This window comes from Yoonia sp., from assembly GCF_014859355.1.
GTDB lineage: Bacteria > Pseudomonadota > Alphaproteobacteria > Rhodobacterales > Rhodobacteraceae > Yoonia.
In genome coordinates, this window is record NZ_JACUUJ010000001.1 from 37,245 (window position 1) to 50,765 (window position 13,521).

15 protein-coding genes and 1 tRNA gene are annotated in these 13,521 nt (G+C 56.9%); 8 read left to right on the forward strand and 8 right to left on the reverse strand.

Annotation, left to right across the window (positions count from 1 at the left end; translation table 11 throughout):
• Positions 1-24: 24 nt before the first annotated feature.
• The gene (locus tag IBX59_RS00190; protein ID WP_296371127.1) at positions 25-714 is read right to left on the reverse strand and encodes a M48 family metallopeptidase; all 690 of its coding nucleotides are present in this window, start codon (positions 712-714) and stop codon (positions 25-27) included.
• A 111-nt stretch (positions 715-825) separates the two neighbouring features.
• On the opposite strand from IBX59_RS00190, the gene IBX59_RS00195 reads away from it, so the two are divergent.
• A complete protein-coding gene (locus IBX59_RS00195) occupies positions 826-1,143 on the forward strand; it encodes a TIGR02300 family protein (protein WP_296371129.1) in 318 nt (105 codons plus the stop codon).
• Between the two features lie 82 nt (positions 1,144-1,225).
• A tRNA-Ala gene (locus IBX59_RS00200) sits at positions 1,226-1,301 on the forward strand.
• 57 nt (positions 1,302-1,358) lie between these two features.
• Here IBX59_RS00200 and IBX59_RS00205 read toward each other — a convergent pair.
• From IBX59_RS00205 to IBX59_RS00220, 4 genes are read right to left on the reverse strand one after another with little or no spacing between them, the layout of a single operon-like run.
• Positions 1,359-2,297 carry an OmpA family protein gene (locus IBX59_RS00205; RefSeq protein WP_296371131.1) on the reverse strand — a complete coding sequence of 313 codons (939 nt, stop codon included), beginning with the start codon at positions 2,295-2,297 and terminating at the stop codon, positions 1,359-1,361.
• Positions 2,294-2,860, reverse strand: coding sequence for a peroxidase-related enzyme (locus tag IBX59_RS00210; RefSeq protein ID WP_296371133.1), 567 nt, complete (start codon positions 2,858-2,860; stop codon positions 2,294-2,296). Before IBX59_RS00210 ends, IBX59_RS00205 begins: the two co-directional genes overlap by 4 nt.
• Positions 2,857-3,591, reverse strand: coding sequence for a GNAT family N-acetyltransferase (locus IBX59_RS00215; RefSeq protein ID WP_296371135.1), 735 nt, complete (start codon positions 3,589-3,591; stop codon positions 2,857-2,859). Before IBX59_RS00215 ends, IBX59_RS00210 begins: the two co-directional genes overlap by 4 nt.
• Positions 3,591-4,310 carry a molybdopterin-binding protein gene (locus IBX59_RS00220; protein ID WP_296371137.1) on the reverse strand — a complete coding sequence of 240 codons (720 nt, stop codon included), beginning with the start codon at positions 4,308-4,310 and terminating at the stop codon, positions 3,591-3,593. The genes IBX59_RS00215 and IBX59_RS00220 overlap by 1 nt, the downstream gene beginning before the upstream one ends.
• A gap of 41 nt (positions 4,311-4,351) precedes the next feature.
• Between IBX59_RS00220 and sfsA the strand changes: the two genes are divergently transcribed.
• Together sfsA and map are read left to right on the forward strand one after the other, a co-directional pair.
• Positions 4,352-5,053, forward strand: a complete 702-nt coding sequence (sfsA, locus tag IBX59_RS00225; protein WP_296371139.1) for a DNA/RNA nuclease SfsA — start codon at positions 4,352-4,354, stop codon at positions 5,051-5,053.
• 57 nt (positions 5,054-5,110) lie between these two features.
• Complete coding sequence (gene map / locus IBX59_RS00230) at positions 5,111-5,983, forward strand: type I methionyl aminopeptidase (protein ID WP_296371142.1); 873 nt, start codon at positions 5,111-5,113, stop codon at positions 5,981-5,983.
• Positions 5,984-6,214: 231 nt separating this feature from the next.
• Here the strand turns inward: map and deoD are convergent, their stop codons facing one another.
• The 3 genes from deoD to IBX59_RS00245 form a co-directional block, all read right to left on the reverse strand.
• On the reverse strand, positions 6,215-6,919 hold the full coding sequence (gene deoD, locus IBX59_RS00235; protein ID WP_296371144.1) for a purine-nucleoside phosphorylase: 705 nt from the start codon (positions 6,917-6,919) through the stop codon (positions 6,215-6,217).
• A gap of 68 nt (positions 6,920-6,987) precedes the next feature.
• A complete protein-coding gene (locus IBX59_RS00240; RefSeq protein WP_296371146.1) occupies positions 6,988-7,323 on the reverse strand; it encodes an H-NS histone family protein in 336 nt (111 codons plus the stop codon).
• 97 nt (positions 7,324-7,420) lie between these two features.
• On the reverse strand, positions 7,421-9,388 hold the full coding sequence (locus IBX59_RS00245; protein ID WP_296371148.1) for a protein meaA: 1,968 nt from the start codon (positions 9,386-9,388) through the stop codon (positions 7,421-7,423).
• 138 nt (positions 9,389-9,526) lie between these two features.
• Between IBX59_RS00245 and IBX59_RS00250 the strand changes: the two genes are divergently transcribed.
• From IBX59_RS00250 to IBX59_RS00265, 4 genes are all read left to right on the forward strand, one after another.
• Positions 9,527-10,924 (forward strand): 1-acyl-sn-glycerol-3-phosphate acyltransferase, encoded by a 1,398-nt coding sequence (locus IBX59_RS00250; protein WP_296371150.1) that lies wholly within the window; start codon positions 9,527-9,529, stop codon positions 10,922-10,924.
• A gap of 118 nt (positions 10,925-11,042) precedes the next feature.
• Positions 11,043-12,335 carry a crotonyl-CoA carboxylase/reductase gene (gene ccrA, locus IBX59_RS00255; RefSeq protein ID WP_296371152.1) on the forward strand — a complete coding sequence of 431 codons (1,293 nt, stop codon included), beginning with the start codon at positions 11,043-11,045 and terminating at the stop codon, positions 12,333-12,335.
• A gap of 190 nt (positions 12,336-12,525) precedes the next feature.
• Positions 12,526-12,729, forward strand: coding sequence for a hypothetical protein (locus IBX59_RS00260; protein ID WP_296371154.1), 204 nt, complete (start codon positions 12,526-12,528; stop codon positions 12,727-12,729).
• Entirely contained in the window at positions 12,689-13,471 is a 783-nt protein-coding gene (locus IBX59_RS00265) for a LuxR family transcriptional regulator (RefSeq protein WP_296371156.1), read from the forward strand. Before IBX59_RS00260 ends, IBX59_RS00265 begins: the two co-directional genes overlap by 41 nt.
• Positions 13,472-13,521: the final 50 nt, after the last annotated feature.

Consider the following 13,521-nt stretch of genomic DNA (forward strand, 5'->3'; position numbering starts at 1 on the left):
TTGTGATCGCCAAAGCGGGTTGCGTCAATCACCGAACTGGACCCGGTGCAACCGATCGCCATTTTCACGCAGCCAACGGCGGCAGGCGGCATGGTCGGGGTATAATTGCGCAACGATTTCCCAGAAAGCTGCTGAATGGTTCATTTCAACCAGATGCGCCACTTCATGGGCCGCCACATATTGCAGCACGGGCGGCGGGGCCATGACCAACCGCCACGAATACATCAGCGCCCCTTGACTGGTGCATGATCCCCAGCGCGACCGCGTATCGCGCAAGGACAAACGCGCATACGTCAGGCCCAGCACTGTGGCGTAATGGTCTGATGCAGCGGCAAACCTGTCGCGTGCGGCGGCTTTCAATAAAACCCGCACCAGTGCACCAGCGACTGCACCCTGCGGGACCAGAATTTCATCCGGCAGCAACCGCGCCCGCCGCACACCAGCCGCCCGCACCGCAAGGTCGCGCCCTTCAAAGGGAACAGTCCCGCCTGGCCGGACAAGATGCGCCGGGGCCATTTCCTCCAGATGCCCGCGCAGCCAATCTTCGCGGCTGTGCAGAAACGCCAGCCCCTCGCGTTCCGGCAATCGCTGCGGCAGCGTCAGGGTCACGCGACCATCCAGCCGCGACACCCGCAAAGACAGCCTTTTTGCCCGCGCGGAACGGCGTAGCGTGACCTCAATTGGGGGGTTGCCTTCAATCCTATGGCGGCCCATATCCAACTTTCGTTATTTTCCCGTGCCAAAGCCTTTGACACCATCAGACGCTTATGGCAGTTGGCACCGATCACCCGCAAGGGATTGACCAGATTTTTGAAGGGATAGCCTATGCCTAAGGAAGAATGGGGCACAAAGCGTCTTTGCCCTGAAACCGGCAAACGCTTTTACGACCTGAACGCGACACCGATCATCAGCCCTTACACCGGTAAAGAAGTCACAGTTGACACATCCAAGACCCGCACCATGGTCGCGGATGCCGAAGACGCGCAATCCAAGAAAGTTAAGGACGAAGTCGAAGATGATGACCTGATCCTTGATGACGATGAGGATGAAGACGTTGATTTGGGCGATGATGTGCTGGAAGATGACGACGATACAGTTTCGCTTGACGAACTGGCGGATGTCGCAACCAACGACGACGATTAATTTCGATACATCGGGCGTGATTACCACTTGATCTCGCCCGATGTGCTGCATAGACAGCATGTCGCAACAGGTTGTTGCAAATGGGGCCTTAGCTCAGTTGGGAGAGCGCTTGCATGGCATGCAAGAGGTCAGGGGTTCGACCCCCCTAGGCTCCACCAAATTTTTCATTGAAATTGTGCCCGTGTCGCGGACTATATTGACGATGCTTTGATTCGTTAGTCAACGGTGGACGTCAGGACCACCTCCACCCGTCTGTTCGTATCGCGCCCCTGTTCGGTGGCATTTGTGGCGATCGGCGCCAGATATCCTGCGCCTTCGGCCGCAAGCTGCCCGCGGCTGACGCCATAATCAGCCACCAAGCTGTTCAGCACGGCCCCGGCCCGGCGTTTCGATAGGGCGATGTTCGGCTCTAGCGCGCCAACAGCATCGGTATGGCCGACAAGCACGACAGTCCGGTCAGGATGGGCCTGCAGATAATCGGCTAGCGCCCGCAGTGATGCAAATTCAGCGATGTCCAACTGTGCTGATCCAATGGCAAACCTCAGATCTGCCAGCACCGCATGCCCGGCGCTGTCCAACTGCGCCGCAAGGCTTGCCTGATCAAGCGGTGCAACTTGCTGCGGGGCCACAGGTGTAGGTAATGGCGGCACATCATTAACGGTCCCTGCAGGGTTTATTATTGTCACCTGCACAAAACCGGCCTGTGCCGTGCGGCTTGCAAACAAGTTGACGTATTCGATGCCCGCATCACCAGACCGTTCCGCCGCCAGAAAGCGAAAATCGCCAATGTTGATCTGCATTTCAGGCGGTGGCAACATGTCGATCCCAAAGCGGAAATCAAAGCCACCGCAAGCCTCGGTCTGGCATTCAAAGATAACGCGATATCCGTCGTTACGCAGTTGTTCGCGCAGGGGGCGCAACAGTTGCAGTGTTGTCAGCCCCGCGGCCGGAATCCGCCACGCCTGCTGCGTGACCTGACCTTCGACCACTTGGGTGGGCATGATGCCGCTATTCCAAACGCCCACCGGCATGACATAGCTGTCCAGCGCCTGCGTCTCAGTCCGCTGCAAACTGGCGTTGCCGGGAAATGCCAGTGTTTGCGCATCAACAGCCGTGGCGAGTGTGCAAAGAAAGCAAAGGCGAAAAAAGATCATCGCGCCTGTGCGTGGTAATCATCATTCGGGCGCATGTCGGTGGCCGAAGCGATGCGATTGCTCATGTTGAAGAACCCGGCAGTTGCGGCAATGTCCCAAATATCGCGGTCTGAAAAACCCACTTGGCGCAATGCATCGCGGTGCTTTTCAGCAATCGTGGCGCTGGAAACGGTCATGCGTTCCGCAAATTCCAGCATCGCCCTTTGCCGCGCATCCAAAGGTGCGACACGCCAGTTCATCACCAGCATTTCACCCAATTTGGGATCATCCGACAACTGACGTACGGCCGCGCCATGCGCCGTCAGACAATAATAGCATTTGTTGATCGATGATACGGCGACCGCAATCATTTCGCGGTCTAGTTTGGTCAGCCCGCTGTCGGCCAGCATCACGTCGTTATAAAGCCCGGCAAAAGCGTTCAGCTTGTCGATGTCAAAGGCATAGGCTTTCAGGACGTTCGGGATCATCCCCAGCTTGTCCATGCAGGCATTGAAATATTTTTGCGTCTTTTCCGGCAACGGATCGACCATGGGCAGGTCAAGAGCGGTGGGTTTTTCTGTCACAGGTTCCCTCCCGGCAGGATGCGATAGTGGTAGTGTCCCACAACCGTCATCCCGAGGGAAGCATAGAGCGCATTTGCCCCTTTATTCGCCTGCGTGGTAGCCAGCGTCAGGAAATCCATCCCCTGCGCCTGCGCCCAAAACGCCGCCGCACGCATCATATACTTTGCCAGCCCTTGCCTTCGGTGCGGCTTGGCAATTTCCAAAGCATGGATCATTGCGCAGGTGCCAGCGGTGCCAACAAAGACCGTGCCAGCGGGACGGTCGTTCATCCGCCCGAGGATCGTTGTCTTTGGGTGTGGCGCACGCTGCATGATGGCCAGCCGCGCGGCCCCAAGACCACCCATTGCCCAAATTTCATTCTGCACGGCCAAGGGCGGCCAGACATCAAAAGTGGTCACCGGCGGCGGGCGCTGTGTGGCAATATCGGCCACCAGCGCCGCATAAAGACGCACCGGGTCTTTGATGAGGTAACCACGCGCGGCCAGCAGCGCATCCAGCGTATCATCGCCTTCACGGATCATGAAAAGGGGTATTTGCCCGGCGGTGCGCATGGCCATTTCGGCTTGCGGCACATCCGCGTCTGTTATGGCCTGTTCCGCCGTGGCAGCGCTGACCCGACTGCTATCGCTTGGGTCCAGCCTGATGGTCCATGGGCCAAGCGCCGTTTTAGCTGTGGCAGGCCATGTGCCGTCGATCACGGCAAAAAGCATTTGGGCGTCGGGCAGCGGCATCAGGCAAACAGTGCGGTCAATGCGTCCATCGCACTGTCCAGTTTGCTTGCGTCACTGCTGCGCACAACGATGTTGCTGCCATAAACGCCGTCTTTGACAAAGGGATAAGACCCGACTGACAAATCAGGGTGGGCCGCGGCAAACGCCCCCAATGGCCCCGCGATGTCGCCTTCGCCGCGCACCAGCCGCAAGGTCCGTGATAACAGGGGCGCACCGCCTGTCAGACTGGGCAAAACGCTGGCTACCATCGCCTCAAACACTGATGGCACACCTGCCATCACATGCACATTGCGCAGGGTAAAGCCGGGGGCCGTGCTGACCGGGTTGTCGATCAGCACGGCCCCATCGGGGATGCGCGCCATCCGCAGGCGGGCCGCGTTCAATTCCTGACCAGAGCGATCATAATGCGCCTGCAAAAGGGCGCGGGCATCTTCGCGCACGTCAATCGGCCGATCAAAGGCGGCAGCGATGCAATCAGCTGTGATATCGTCATGGGTGGGGCCGATCCCGCCACTGGTGAACACATGGTCGAACCCTGCCGACAGCGCCTGCACTGCTGTGATGATCGCGGGGGCATCATCGCTGATGATTCGCACCTCTTTCAGGTCGATGCCCGCCGCGGTCAATTGCCCGGCCAGATGATGCATATTGGCGTCACGGGTGCGCCCGGACAAGATTTCATCACCGATGACAAGCATGGCGGCGGTGGGGTTTGACATGGCGGTTCTCCTGATTGGTGGAACAGGTTATAGGGGCGATTATGGAATTTGCCACGCCTCTTGTCCCCGCCCGTCTGATCCGCCGTTACAAACGGTTTCTGGCCGATATCAGGCTGGAGAACGGGCACGAGGTGACCGCCCATTGCGCCAATCCCGGGTCAATGATGGGGCTGGCTGAACCGGGGGCGAAAATATGGGTCGAACCCAATGCCGACCCCAAAAAGAAGCTGAAATTCGGTTGGCGGTTGGTCGATCACGAAAACGGCCATTTCACCGGCGTTGATACGTCGATCCCGAACAAGGTGGTCAAAACGGCGTTGCTGGCGCATCAGATCCCTGGCCTGCCGAATTATGATATGGTCCGGCCAGAGGTGCGATACGGCGCCAGCAGCCGCGTTGATTTCTTGCTGTCGGGTGAAGGGCCCGACACCTATGTCGAGGTCAAAAGCGCCACCTTGTCGCGCCGGTCGGGTCTGGCCGAATTTCCCGACAGCGTGACCGCGCGCGGGGCCAAGCATCTGGACGCGCTCGCTCAGATGGCCCGCACCGGGCATCGCGCTGTGATGATTTACCTTGTCCAGCGCACAGACTGCACGGCCATGACTCTCGCTGCTGATCTTGATCCGGCCTATGCAACAGGCTTTGCCCGCGCACAAAACGCGGGAGTGCAAGTTTTGGCGTTGCGTTGTCACATCACCCCCAAGGCGATCATCCCCGACAGGGCAATCCTGTTCGAACCCTAGAAGTTGACGCGGGTTTGGCCTATGTGGCCCTATGATAAGACGAAAAGGACAAAGCACGTGCAGACTAATACAGGCCGCTTGACGAAAGACGGAATTCGCATTCACGACCCATCCGACTTTGCCGGAATGCGCGTTGCAGGCGCGCTTGCCGCGCAGATCCTTGATGACATCACCCCGCACGTCGTTCCGGGGCAGTCCACGGGCGAGTTGGACCGCCTGATTACCCAGTGGGTTGCAGATGCCGGGGCGACATCGGCGACCATCGGTTATAAAGGTTATCGACACGCCAGTTGCATTTCGGTAAACCACGTAGTCTGCCACGGAATCCCCGGTGCGCCCATCCCGATGTCAGCATCCGAGACAATTTCGCGAAACCTTGAAAAGCGCCGCACCGATGACACGCTGAAGGATGGTGACATCCTCAACATTGACGTGACGGTGATTGTGGATGGCTGGTTCGGGGATACAAGCCGCATGTATGTTGCTGGAAATTTGCCCGCCCGGACGCAAAAACTGATTGACGTGACCCATGACGCGCTGATGCATGGGATCGCGGCGGCCAAGCCCGGTAATACATTTGGCGATATTGGTCATGCGATCCAGCTTTATGCCGAAAGCCACCGCATGTCCGTTGTCCGCGATTTTTGCGGCCACGGCTTGGGCCGGGTATTCCATGCGCCGCCAAATGTGCTGCATTATGGCCGTCCGGGCACCGGTGCGGTGCTGGAAGAAGGCATGTTTTTCACCATCGAGCCGATGATCAACTTCGGCAAACCCGAAACCGAGGTGCTGAACGACGATTGGACGGCTGTGACGCGGGATAAATCTCTCTCGGCGCAGTTCGAACATTCGATCGGCATTACCGCAGACGGAGCCGAGATTTTTACACTGTCCCCGGGCAATATGTTTCGTCCGACATCTCAACTGTGAGTCCGGTGCGCCAACAAATTTTGCAAAATTTGTTGGCGGCCGGATTACCTTTTGGCTGAACACCGCAGGCTGACTTGTCGTAACAAGCGCATGACAGCTTTGGAATCGGGCTTGTTCATTGTCCACTTGCATGGCCCCGGATCGTCAGCAGCTTGTGGGCAATCACCCTCGGGTAAATTCCGGGCGGCTCAGCCAACGCCGATGACTGCAGCCGTGGACGGGCAGAATGGTTCAGGTAAATGCGGCGGTCAGGGCTATTTCAACCATGTCACCAAAGGATCGTTCGCGATCCGCAGCGGGGAGCGCCTCGTGGGTTAACAAGTGGTCGCTGACGGTCAGCACAGCCAGCGCCCGGCGGCCATGGCGCGCAGCAAGGTTATAAAGCTCTGCTGCTTCCATTTCCACGCCAAGAATCCCGTGTCGCATCATCTGTTCATTCAAATCGGGCCGTTCGTCATAAAAGACATCCGATGAATATATGCCGCCCACATGTGTCGGCACGCCTTTTGCCATGGCGGCCTGATGCGCGGCGGACAACAGGCCAAAGTCGGCGCAAGGGGCAAAGTTCAATTCCTTGAAAATCCCGCGCGAGGGTGTGGACAGGGTCGAAGCCGTCATGGCAAGAATCACATCGCGAATGCCCACATGTTCTTGCATGCCCCCGCAAGACCCAATTCGGATCAATGTTTGCGCGTCGTAATCGCGGATCAATTCATTGGCATAAATCGACAGCGACGGCATCCCCATCCCAGACCCCTGTATGGTCACAGGGTGGCCATGCCACGTGCCGGTAAACCCCAGCATGCCACGCACCTGATTGATACAGCGGGCATCCTGTAAAAAGGTTTCAGCAGCCCATTTCGCACGATAGGGATCGCCCGGCATCAGGACGGTCGGCGCGATATCTTCTTTATCGGCACCAATGTGAATTGTCATCTTCGGCCTCATTCTGGCGCATATCTTGCAGCACGCGATTTACGTGGCCGCATATCTGCAAAGCTGGATCAGATTTCCATGTCTTCGGGGGATTTGCCTGATTGCAGGGCGGATTTAAACCAATCGGGTTGGCGGCCTTTGCCTGTCCAGGTCTGTTCGGAATTTTCGAGATTGCGGTATTTCGGCGGCGATACGGTTTTCGGACCCGTCTTTGTTTTCCGCATTCTGGCCCCGATAGCGCCAGTAATTTCTGCAAGCGAAAAGCCATGTGCAGCCGCCGCTTTTTCAGCGGCAGCAATGGCAGCTTGCCTGTTTTTTTCGGTCAGATTTTCCAGCGCTTTTTCGATATCCGCCCGAAGCTTTTCCAGCTCTTTGCGGTTCATTGAATTCAGATCAGGTATCATTACACTATCTCATTCTAGTCATGTAACGATAACATCCAGCATTATTTAGTAAAGCGTTTGTTAAGGGTTATGCCCAAAAGGATAAATCTGAACGGGCCTATTCCGCTGCCATTGGGCGGGGATCGACGAGGGTGACGATATCACGCATGATCGCGTTCAGTTGAAAATCTTTTGGAGTGTAAATTTTTGCAACGCCCATTTCCTTTAATTGCGCGGCATCTTCGTCAGGAATGATACCCCCGGCAATAACGGGAATGTGCCCCAATCCGGCATTACGCAGTTTATCCATGACTTCGCGCACCAGCGGAATATGCGAACCAGATAATATAGACAGCCCGATCACATGCGCATCATCGTTTTGGGCAGCTTTGACAATTTCATCAGGCGTCAGGCGAATGCCTTCATAGGTGATATCCATGCCGCAATCCCGCGCACGGGCCGCGATTTGTTCGGCCCCGTTGGAATGGCCATCCAACCCCGGTTTTCCCACCAGAAATTTCAGCCGCCGCCCCAGTGCTGCACTGACCAGATCAACCTGTTCGCGCAGATCATCCAGGCCTTCGGTGCGGTTGGATGGGTTGCTGCTGACCCCTGTGGGCGCGCGGTATTGGCCGAAAACAGCACGTATTACATCGGCCCATTCCCCTGTCGTGACACCTGCACGGGCGCAGGTAATGGAAGGGGGCATGATGTTGCTGCCGTCCTGTGCTGCCGCGCGCAGGGCGGTCAGGGCGGCCGCCACGGTATCCGCGTCGCGCCTTGCCTTCCATATTGCAAGGCGTCGCAGCTGGTCTGCCTCGGCCTCTGGATCCGCGACCATGATCGCGTCATCGCCTGCGGTTAGCGGCGATGGTTCGCCCGCCTGCCATTTATTGACGCCGACAACGGTGGTTGCACCTGATTCAATTCCTGCAATGCGGGCGGCATTGCTTTCGACCAGGCGCGATTTCATATAGGCAATCGCCCCAACGGCCCCGCCCATTCCGTCAATCTGCGCCAATTCGGCGCGCGCGCCTTCTTTTAAGGTGCTGACCTTGCGTTCGATCGCGGGGTTTCCGTCAAACAGATCGTCAAATTCCAAAAGATCGGTTTCATAGGCCAGAATTTGCTGCATCCGCAGCGACCATTGCTGATCCCATGGGCGCGGCAGGCCCAATGCCTCGTTCCAGGCGGGTAATTGCACGGCGCGGGCGCGGGCGTTTTTCGATAATGTTACCGCCAGCGTTTCCAGCAAAATGCGATAGACGTTGTTTTCAGGTTGCTGTTCGGTCAGCCCCAGAGAATTGACCTGCACACCATAGCGGAAACGGCGGTATTTCGCATCTTCAACGCCATAACGCGTTGCGCAAATCTCGTCCCATAATTCAACAAAAGCGCGCATTTTGCAAAGTTCGGTAACAAAGCGAATGCCCGCATTCACGAAAAATGAAATACGCCCTACCATTTCAGGAAAATGTTCCGCAGGCACTTTGCCGCGCAGATCGTCCAGCACGGCGGTGGCGGTGGCCAAGGCAAAGGCCAGTTCTTCCTCGGGGGTCGCGCCGGCCTCTTGCAGGTGATAGGAACAGACGTTCATCGGGTTCCACTTGGGTAGGTGTTCGCGGGTATAGGCGGCCACGTCGGTGATCATCCGCAAGGACGGTTCGGGCGGGCAGATATAGGTGCCGCGCGACAGGTATTCCTTGATGATGTCGTTCTGCACGGTGCCTTGCAGCGCGCTGATGTCGGCACCCTGTTCCTCGGCCACGGCGATATAAAGCGACAACAGCCATGGCGCTGTCGCGTTGATCGTCATTGATGTGTTCATCTGGTCCAGTGGAATATCAGCAAACAGCGCGCGCATGTCGCCCAGATGTGCGACCGGCACGCCGACCTTGCCAACCTCACCCTTTGCCAACACATGATCGCTGTCATATCCCGTCTGTGTCGGTAGATCGAATGCCACCGAAAGACCTGTTTGCCCCTTTGCAAGGTTCCCGCGATACAGCGCATTTGACGCCGCAGCGGTAGAATGTCCTGCATATGTGCGGAACAGCCATGGGCGGTCTTTCTGCGATTGCGTCATTATAGGCTCCTGTGAATCGCTTCGCGCAATTAAATTGCGCGTTCATGCTATTTATGGGAAATTATCTGGCGCTGTCAATTCGCCGCAACGCGGCATGACGGGATTTACCCCGGCGTCATTCCCTGTCACTTTCACCCAATGACGCAAACTGTTTCCATGCCGCTTTGGGTTTTCGTGCTGATTGTCCTTTTTGCGGCAGTCACCTTCGCATCGCATTTCCTGTTCCCGTCGGTGCGCTGGTTCTTTCGCAAGCGCGCCGAACGGGTGATCGCCAAGGTCAACAAGCGCCTGCGCCGTCCGATCGAGCCGTTCAAGCTGGCGCGCCGCCATGATATGATCCAGCGTTTGATTTATGACCCCGAGGTGACGCAGGCGATTGTGGATCATGCGGCCGCCCACGGAATCCCCGAAAACGTGGCCTTTGAACAGGCCCGCCGGTATGCCCGCGAAATCGTGCCATCCTTTTCGGCAACCGCCTATTTCAGCTATGGCATCAGATTGGCGCGCTGGCTGTCCAAATCGCTTTACCGGATCAAGCTGGGCAAGTTTGACCGCGCCCGGCTGGAAAATATCGACCCGGATGCAACCGTGATCTTTGTCATCAACCACCGCAGCAACATGGATTACGTGCTGGTCACCTATCTGGCGTCCAAGACTGGCGCGCTGTCATATGCGGTGGGGGAATGGGCGCGGGTCTGGCCGTTGTCGGCGATCATTCGGGCGATGGGGGCCTATTTCATCCGGCGCCGGTCAACTGGAGGATTATACCGCAAGGTGCTGGCCCGCTACGTCCAGATGGCCACGCGCGGTGGTGTCAGTCAGGCAGTGTTCCCCGAAGGAGGGTTAAGCCTGACGGGCAAGACGGCACCAGCGAAACTGGGCCTGCTGAATTACATCGTAGATGATTTCGACCCCGAAAAACGCGAGGTGATCTTTGTGCCTGTCGCGCTGAACTATGACCGCGTGCTAGAGGATAATTTCCTGATCGCTGCTGACAAATCAGGTAACCGGCGCTTTCGTCCGCCGCTGCGGGTGATCGTCGGGGCGGTGCTGGGCCATTTGTGGCAGCGCATGACGGGCCGGTTCAAAGGGTTTGGCGTCGCCTCTGTCAGTTTTGGGGAACCTCTGGAATTGTCTGCATTGGCCAGCACAGCCAAGGGCGATCTGACGCAGGCGGTGGGGGCCGAACTGATGCACCGGATCAACGGCGTGATCCCGGTTTTGGGTGTGCCGCTGGTCGCGCGATCCTTGCTGCGCCATGCGCCGATGACGCGCGATGCGCTGGAACAGGATCTGACCGCCGCGATTGCAGAATGTGCCGAACACCGGCTGCCCCGGCCGGTGCGCAGGGTGGATGCCATTGCGCAGGATGCCGTCAATCGTTTGGCGGCGCGTGACCTGATCCGCAAATCTGGCGGGATGATCACAGTCACCGAACAAGGGCGGGATGTTCTTGCTTATTACGCTAATTCGGTTGCGCATCATTTTGATGCAGTCGCAGCAAATTCAGGCGAAAATGCTGCGGTTGCAGAGTAATTTAATTACAAATTTTATACTAAATGGGTTGCAAAGTTATCCTGCAAATCGCTATGCATAGGTGAACGCGCCGATTCTGCGGTGCGGCAAAACCGGAATCGCAGCGATGGAGACAGCGATGGCCCTTGATCAGTCTGACCAGACAGCCCCCTATTCCGCCCCGCAAAAAGACCTTTATGCCGTGGGTGAAATGCCACCCTTGGGCCATGTGCCGGCACAAATGTACGCGTGGACGATCCGCCGTGAACGGCATGGCGAACCCGAAAAGGCATTCGAGATTGAGGTTGTGGATTGCCCCAAGCCGGACAGCCACGAGGTGCTGGTGATGGTGATGGCTGCGGGCGTCAACTACAACGGCGTCTGGGCTGGTCTGGGCATTCCGATCAGCCCGTTTGACGTGCATAAGGCCGAATATCATATCGCCGGGTCTGATGCGGCGGGCATCGTCTGGGCCGTGGGTGACAAGGTCAAGCGCTGGAAAGTCGGGGATGAGGTGGTGATTCATTGCAACCAGGACGACGGCGATGATGAGGAATGCAACGGCGGTGATCCGATGTTTTCACCCAGCCAGCGCATCTGGGGCTATGAAACCCCCGACGGCAGCTTTGCGCAATTCACCTGCGTGCAAAGCCAGCAGTTGATGCCGCGCCCCCAGCACCTGACATGGGAAGAAAGCGCCTGTTACACGCTGACGCTCGCCACTGCATACCGGATGTTGTTTGGCCATCACCCGCATGAACTGAAACCCGGTCAAAACGTGTTGGTCTGGGGGGCGTCAGGCGGTCTGGGGTCTTATGCGATTCAGTTGATCAACACCGCAGGTGCCAATGCGATCGGCGTGATCAGCGACGAAAGCAAGCGTGACTTTGTGATGTCATTGGGTGCCAAGGGCGTGATCAACCGCAAGGATTTCAATTGCTGGGGCCAGATGCCCACGGTAAACACGCCCGAATACAAAATATGGTTCGATGAGACCCGCAAATTCGGCAAGGCGATCTGGGACATCACTGGCAAGGGCAACAATGTCGATATGGTGTTCGAACACCCCGGCGAGGCGACCTTTCCCGTGTCTACGTTTGTATGCAAACGCGGCGGCATGGTTGTGATTTGTGCAGGCACCACCGGATACAATCTGACGTTTGATGTCCGCTACATGTGGATGCACCAGAAACGGTTGCAGGGCAGCCATTTTGCCAACCTCAAACAGGCCAGCGCCGCGAATAATCTGATGGTTGAGCAGCGGCTGGACCCCTGCATGTCAGAGGTGTTCGGCTGGTCGCAAATTCCTGCTGCCCATACCAAAATGCGTAAAAATGAACATAAACCCGGTAACATGGCCGTGCTGGTGCAGGCGCCGACAACAGGTTTGCGCACTTTTGATGACACGATTGAGGCCGCGGAAAAACGGTAACCGCAAGTCGGAAACAGGCAAAAGGCGCGGCAATCGATTGCTGCGTTTTCTTGCTACTTTACCTAACGTCAAGTAATGTCTACCCGCTATTTGTGGGGGGGCGAAAAAGGCCGGTATAAAACCTGAACTGATGATCCTATCATGAAAAAAATGTTAACATTTTATTCATTATTGGATATGAAAGATGCCAATGGGACATGACTGGATCATCGACGTTCTTGCCGATCTGACAACCTTTTCCAAGACAAACGATCTGCCTTTGTTGGCGGTTCAACTTGAAAAAGCAGCGTTTATCGCCTCGGCCGAACTAAGTTTGCAAACAGCGCATGCCAGTCCGGTAGTGTTTGGTGACGATGATGATGGACCTCGATCAGTTTTTGGTGGCGCTGGATAAGGCAAAGGCGATTGACGAAGTTCAGTTGTTGACTGTCGAAATGCGCGATCATTTCAAGGTCGATCATATCGTATATCACTGGGTCAGCGCCGATGGTGAACAATTCGGGTTTGGCACCTACGACCCGGCATGGGCGCAGCGCTATGTCGAAATGGATTATCTGCGGATAGATCCGGTCATCATAGGTTGCTTTCAACGGTTCGACCCAGTGGATTGGCGAAGCTTGGATTGGTCATCAAAAACCGGGCAAAGGTTTCGCAAGGACGCGATATACCACGGTGTCGGCAATCAGGGATTCAGCATTCCGATCCGGGGGCCAAACGGCCAATTAGCCCTGTTCACCGCATCGCATACCAGTTGTGATGAAACATGGGACAAACTGACCGCCACGCATAAAAGGGCGTGGATATTGGTCGCACATTACCTGAACCAGAAGGCGCTTCAGATCGAAAAGGTCCGTGTGCCGGAACCGGTGCGCGCGCTGTCGCCGCGTGAAATGGATGCGCTGACCTATCTGGGAATGGGGTATAGCCGCGGGCAGGTTGCTGATTTGCTGCACATCTCAGAACATACGCTGCGGGCCTATATCGAAAGCGCGCGGTTCAAGCTGAATGCGGCCAACACCACCCATGCCGTAGCGCGCGCCGTTGCAGAAGGGTTGATCGTGATCGGTGGGTCTGCGCGTTCGGCGCGGGGGGACTGGCCCGGGCGCAACGAACCATCAAAACCCGCAACTCACTAGAGCATTAATAAATCATTAACGTAGCGCGCGTGCTGTTAACCTTTGCGGGG

Excerpts from the sequence above, each read along its gene's own strand:
- IBX59_RS00190 (WP_296371127.1), bottom strand. The coding sequence starts at position 714 with ATGGGCCGCCATAGGATTGAAGGCAACCCCCCAATTGAGGTCACGCTA.
- IBX59_RS00195 (WP_296371129.1), top strand. The coding sequence starts at position 826 with ATGCCTAAGGAAGAATGGGGCACAAAGCGTCTTTGCCCTGAAACCGGC.
- IBX59_RS00205 (WP_296371131.1), bottom strand. The coding sequence starts at position 2,297 with ATGATCTTTTTTCGCCTTTGCTTTCTTTGCACACTCGCCACGGCTGTT.
- IBX59_RS00215 (WP_296371135.1), bottom strand. The coding sequence starts at position 3,591 with ATGCCGCTGCCCGACGCCCAAATGCTTTTTGCCGTGATCGACGGCACA.
- IBX59_RS00220 (WP_296371137.1), bottom strand. The coding sequence starts at position 4,310 with ATGTCAAACCCCACCGCCGCCATGCTTGTCATCGGTGATGAAATCTTG.
- sfsA (WP_296371139.1), top strand. The coding sequence starts at position 4,352 with ATGGAATTTGCCACGCCTCTTGTCCCCGCCCGTCTGATCCGCCGTTAC.
- deoD (WP_296371144.1), bottom strand. The coding sequence starts at position 6,919 with ATGACAATTCACATTGGTGCCGATAAAGAAGATATCGCGCCGACCGTC.
- IBX59_RS00240 (WP_296371146.1), bottom strand. The coding sequence starts at position 7,323 with ATGATACCTGATCTGAATTCAATGAACCGCAAAGAGCTGGAAAAGCTT.
- IBX59_RS00245 (WP_296371148.1), bottom strand. The coding sequence starts at position 9,388 with ATGACGCAATCGCAGAAAGACCGCCCATGGCTGTTCCGCACATATGCA.
- IBX59_RS00250 (WP_296371150.1), top strand. The coding sequence starts at position 9,527 with ATGACGCAAACTGTTTCCATGCCGCTTTGGGTTTTCGTGCTGATTGTC.
- ccrA (WP_296371152.1), top strand. The coding sequence starts at position 11,043 with ATGGCCCTTGATCAGTCTGACCAGACAGCCCCCTATTCCGCCCCGCAA.
- IBX59_RS00260 (WP_296371154.1), top strand. The coding sequence starts at position 12,526 with ATGGGACATGACTGGATCATCGACGTTCTTGCCGATCTGACAACCTTT.
- IBX59_RS00265 (WP_296371156.1), top strand. The coding sequence starts at position 12,689 with ATGATGATGGACCTCGATCAGTTTTTGGTGGCGCTGGATAAGGCAAAG.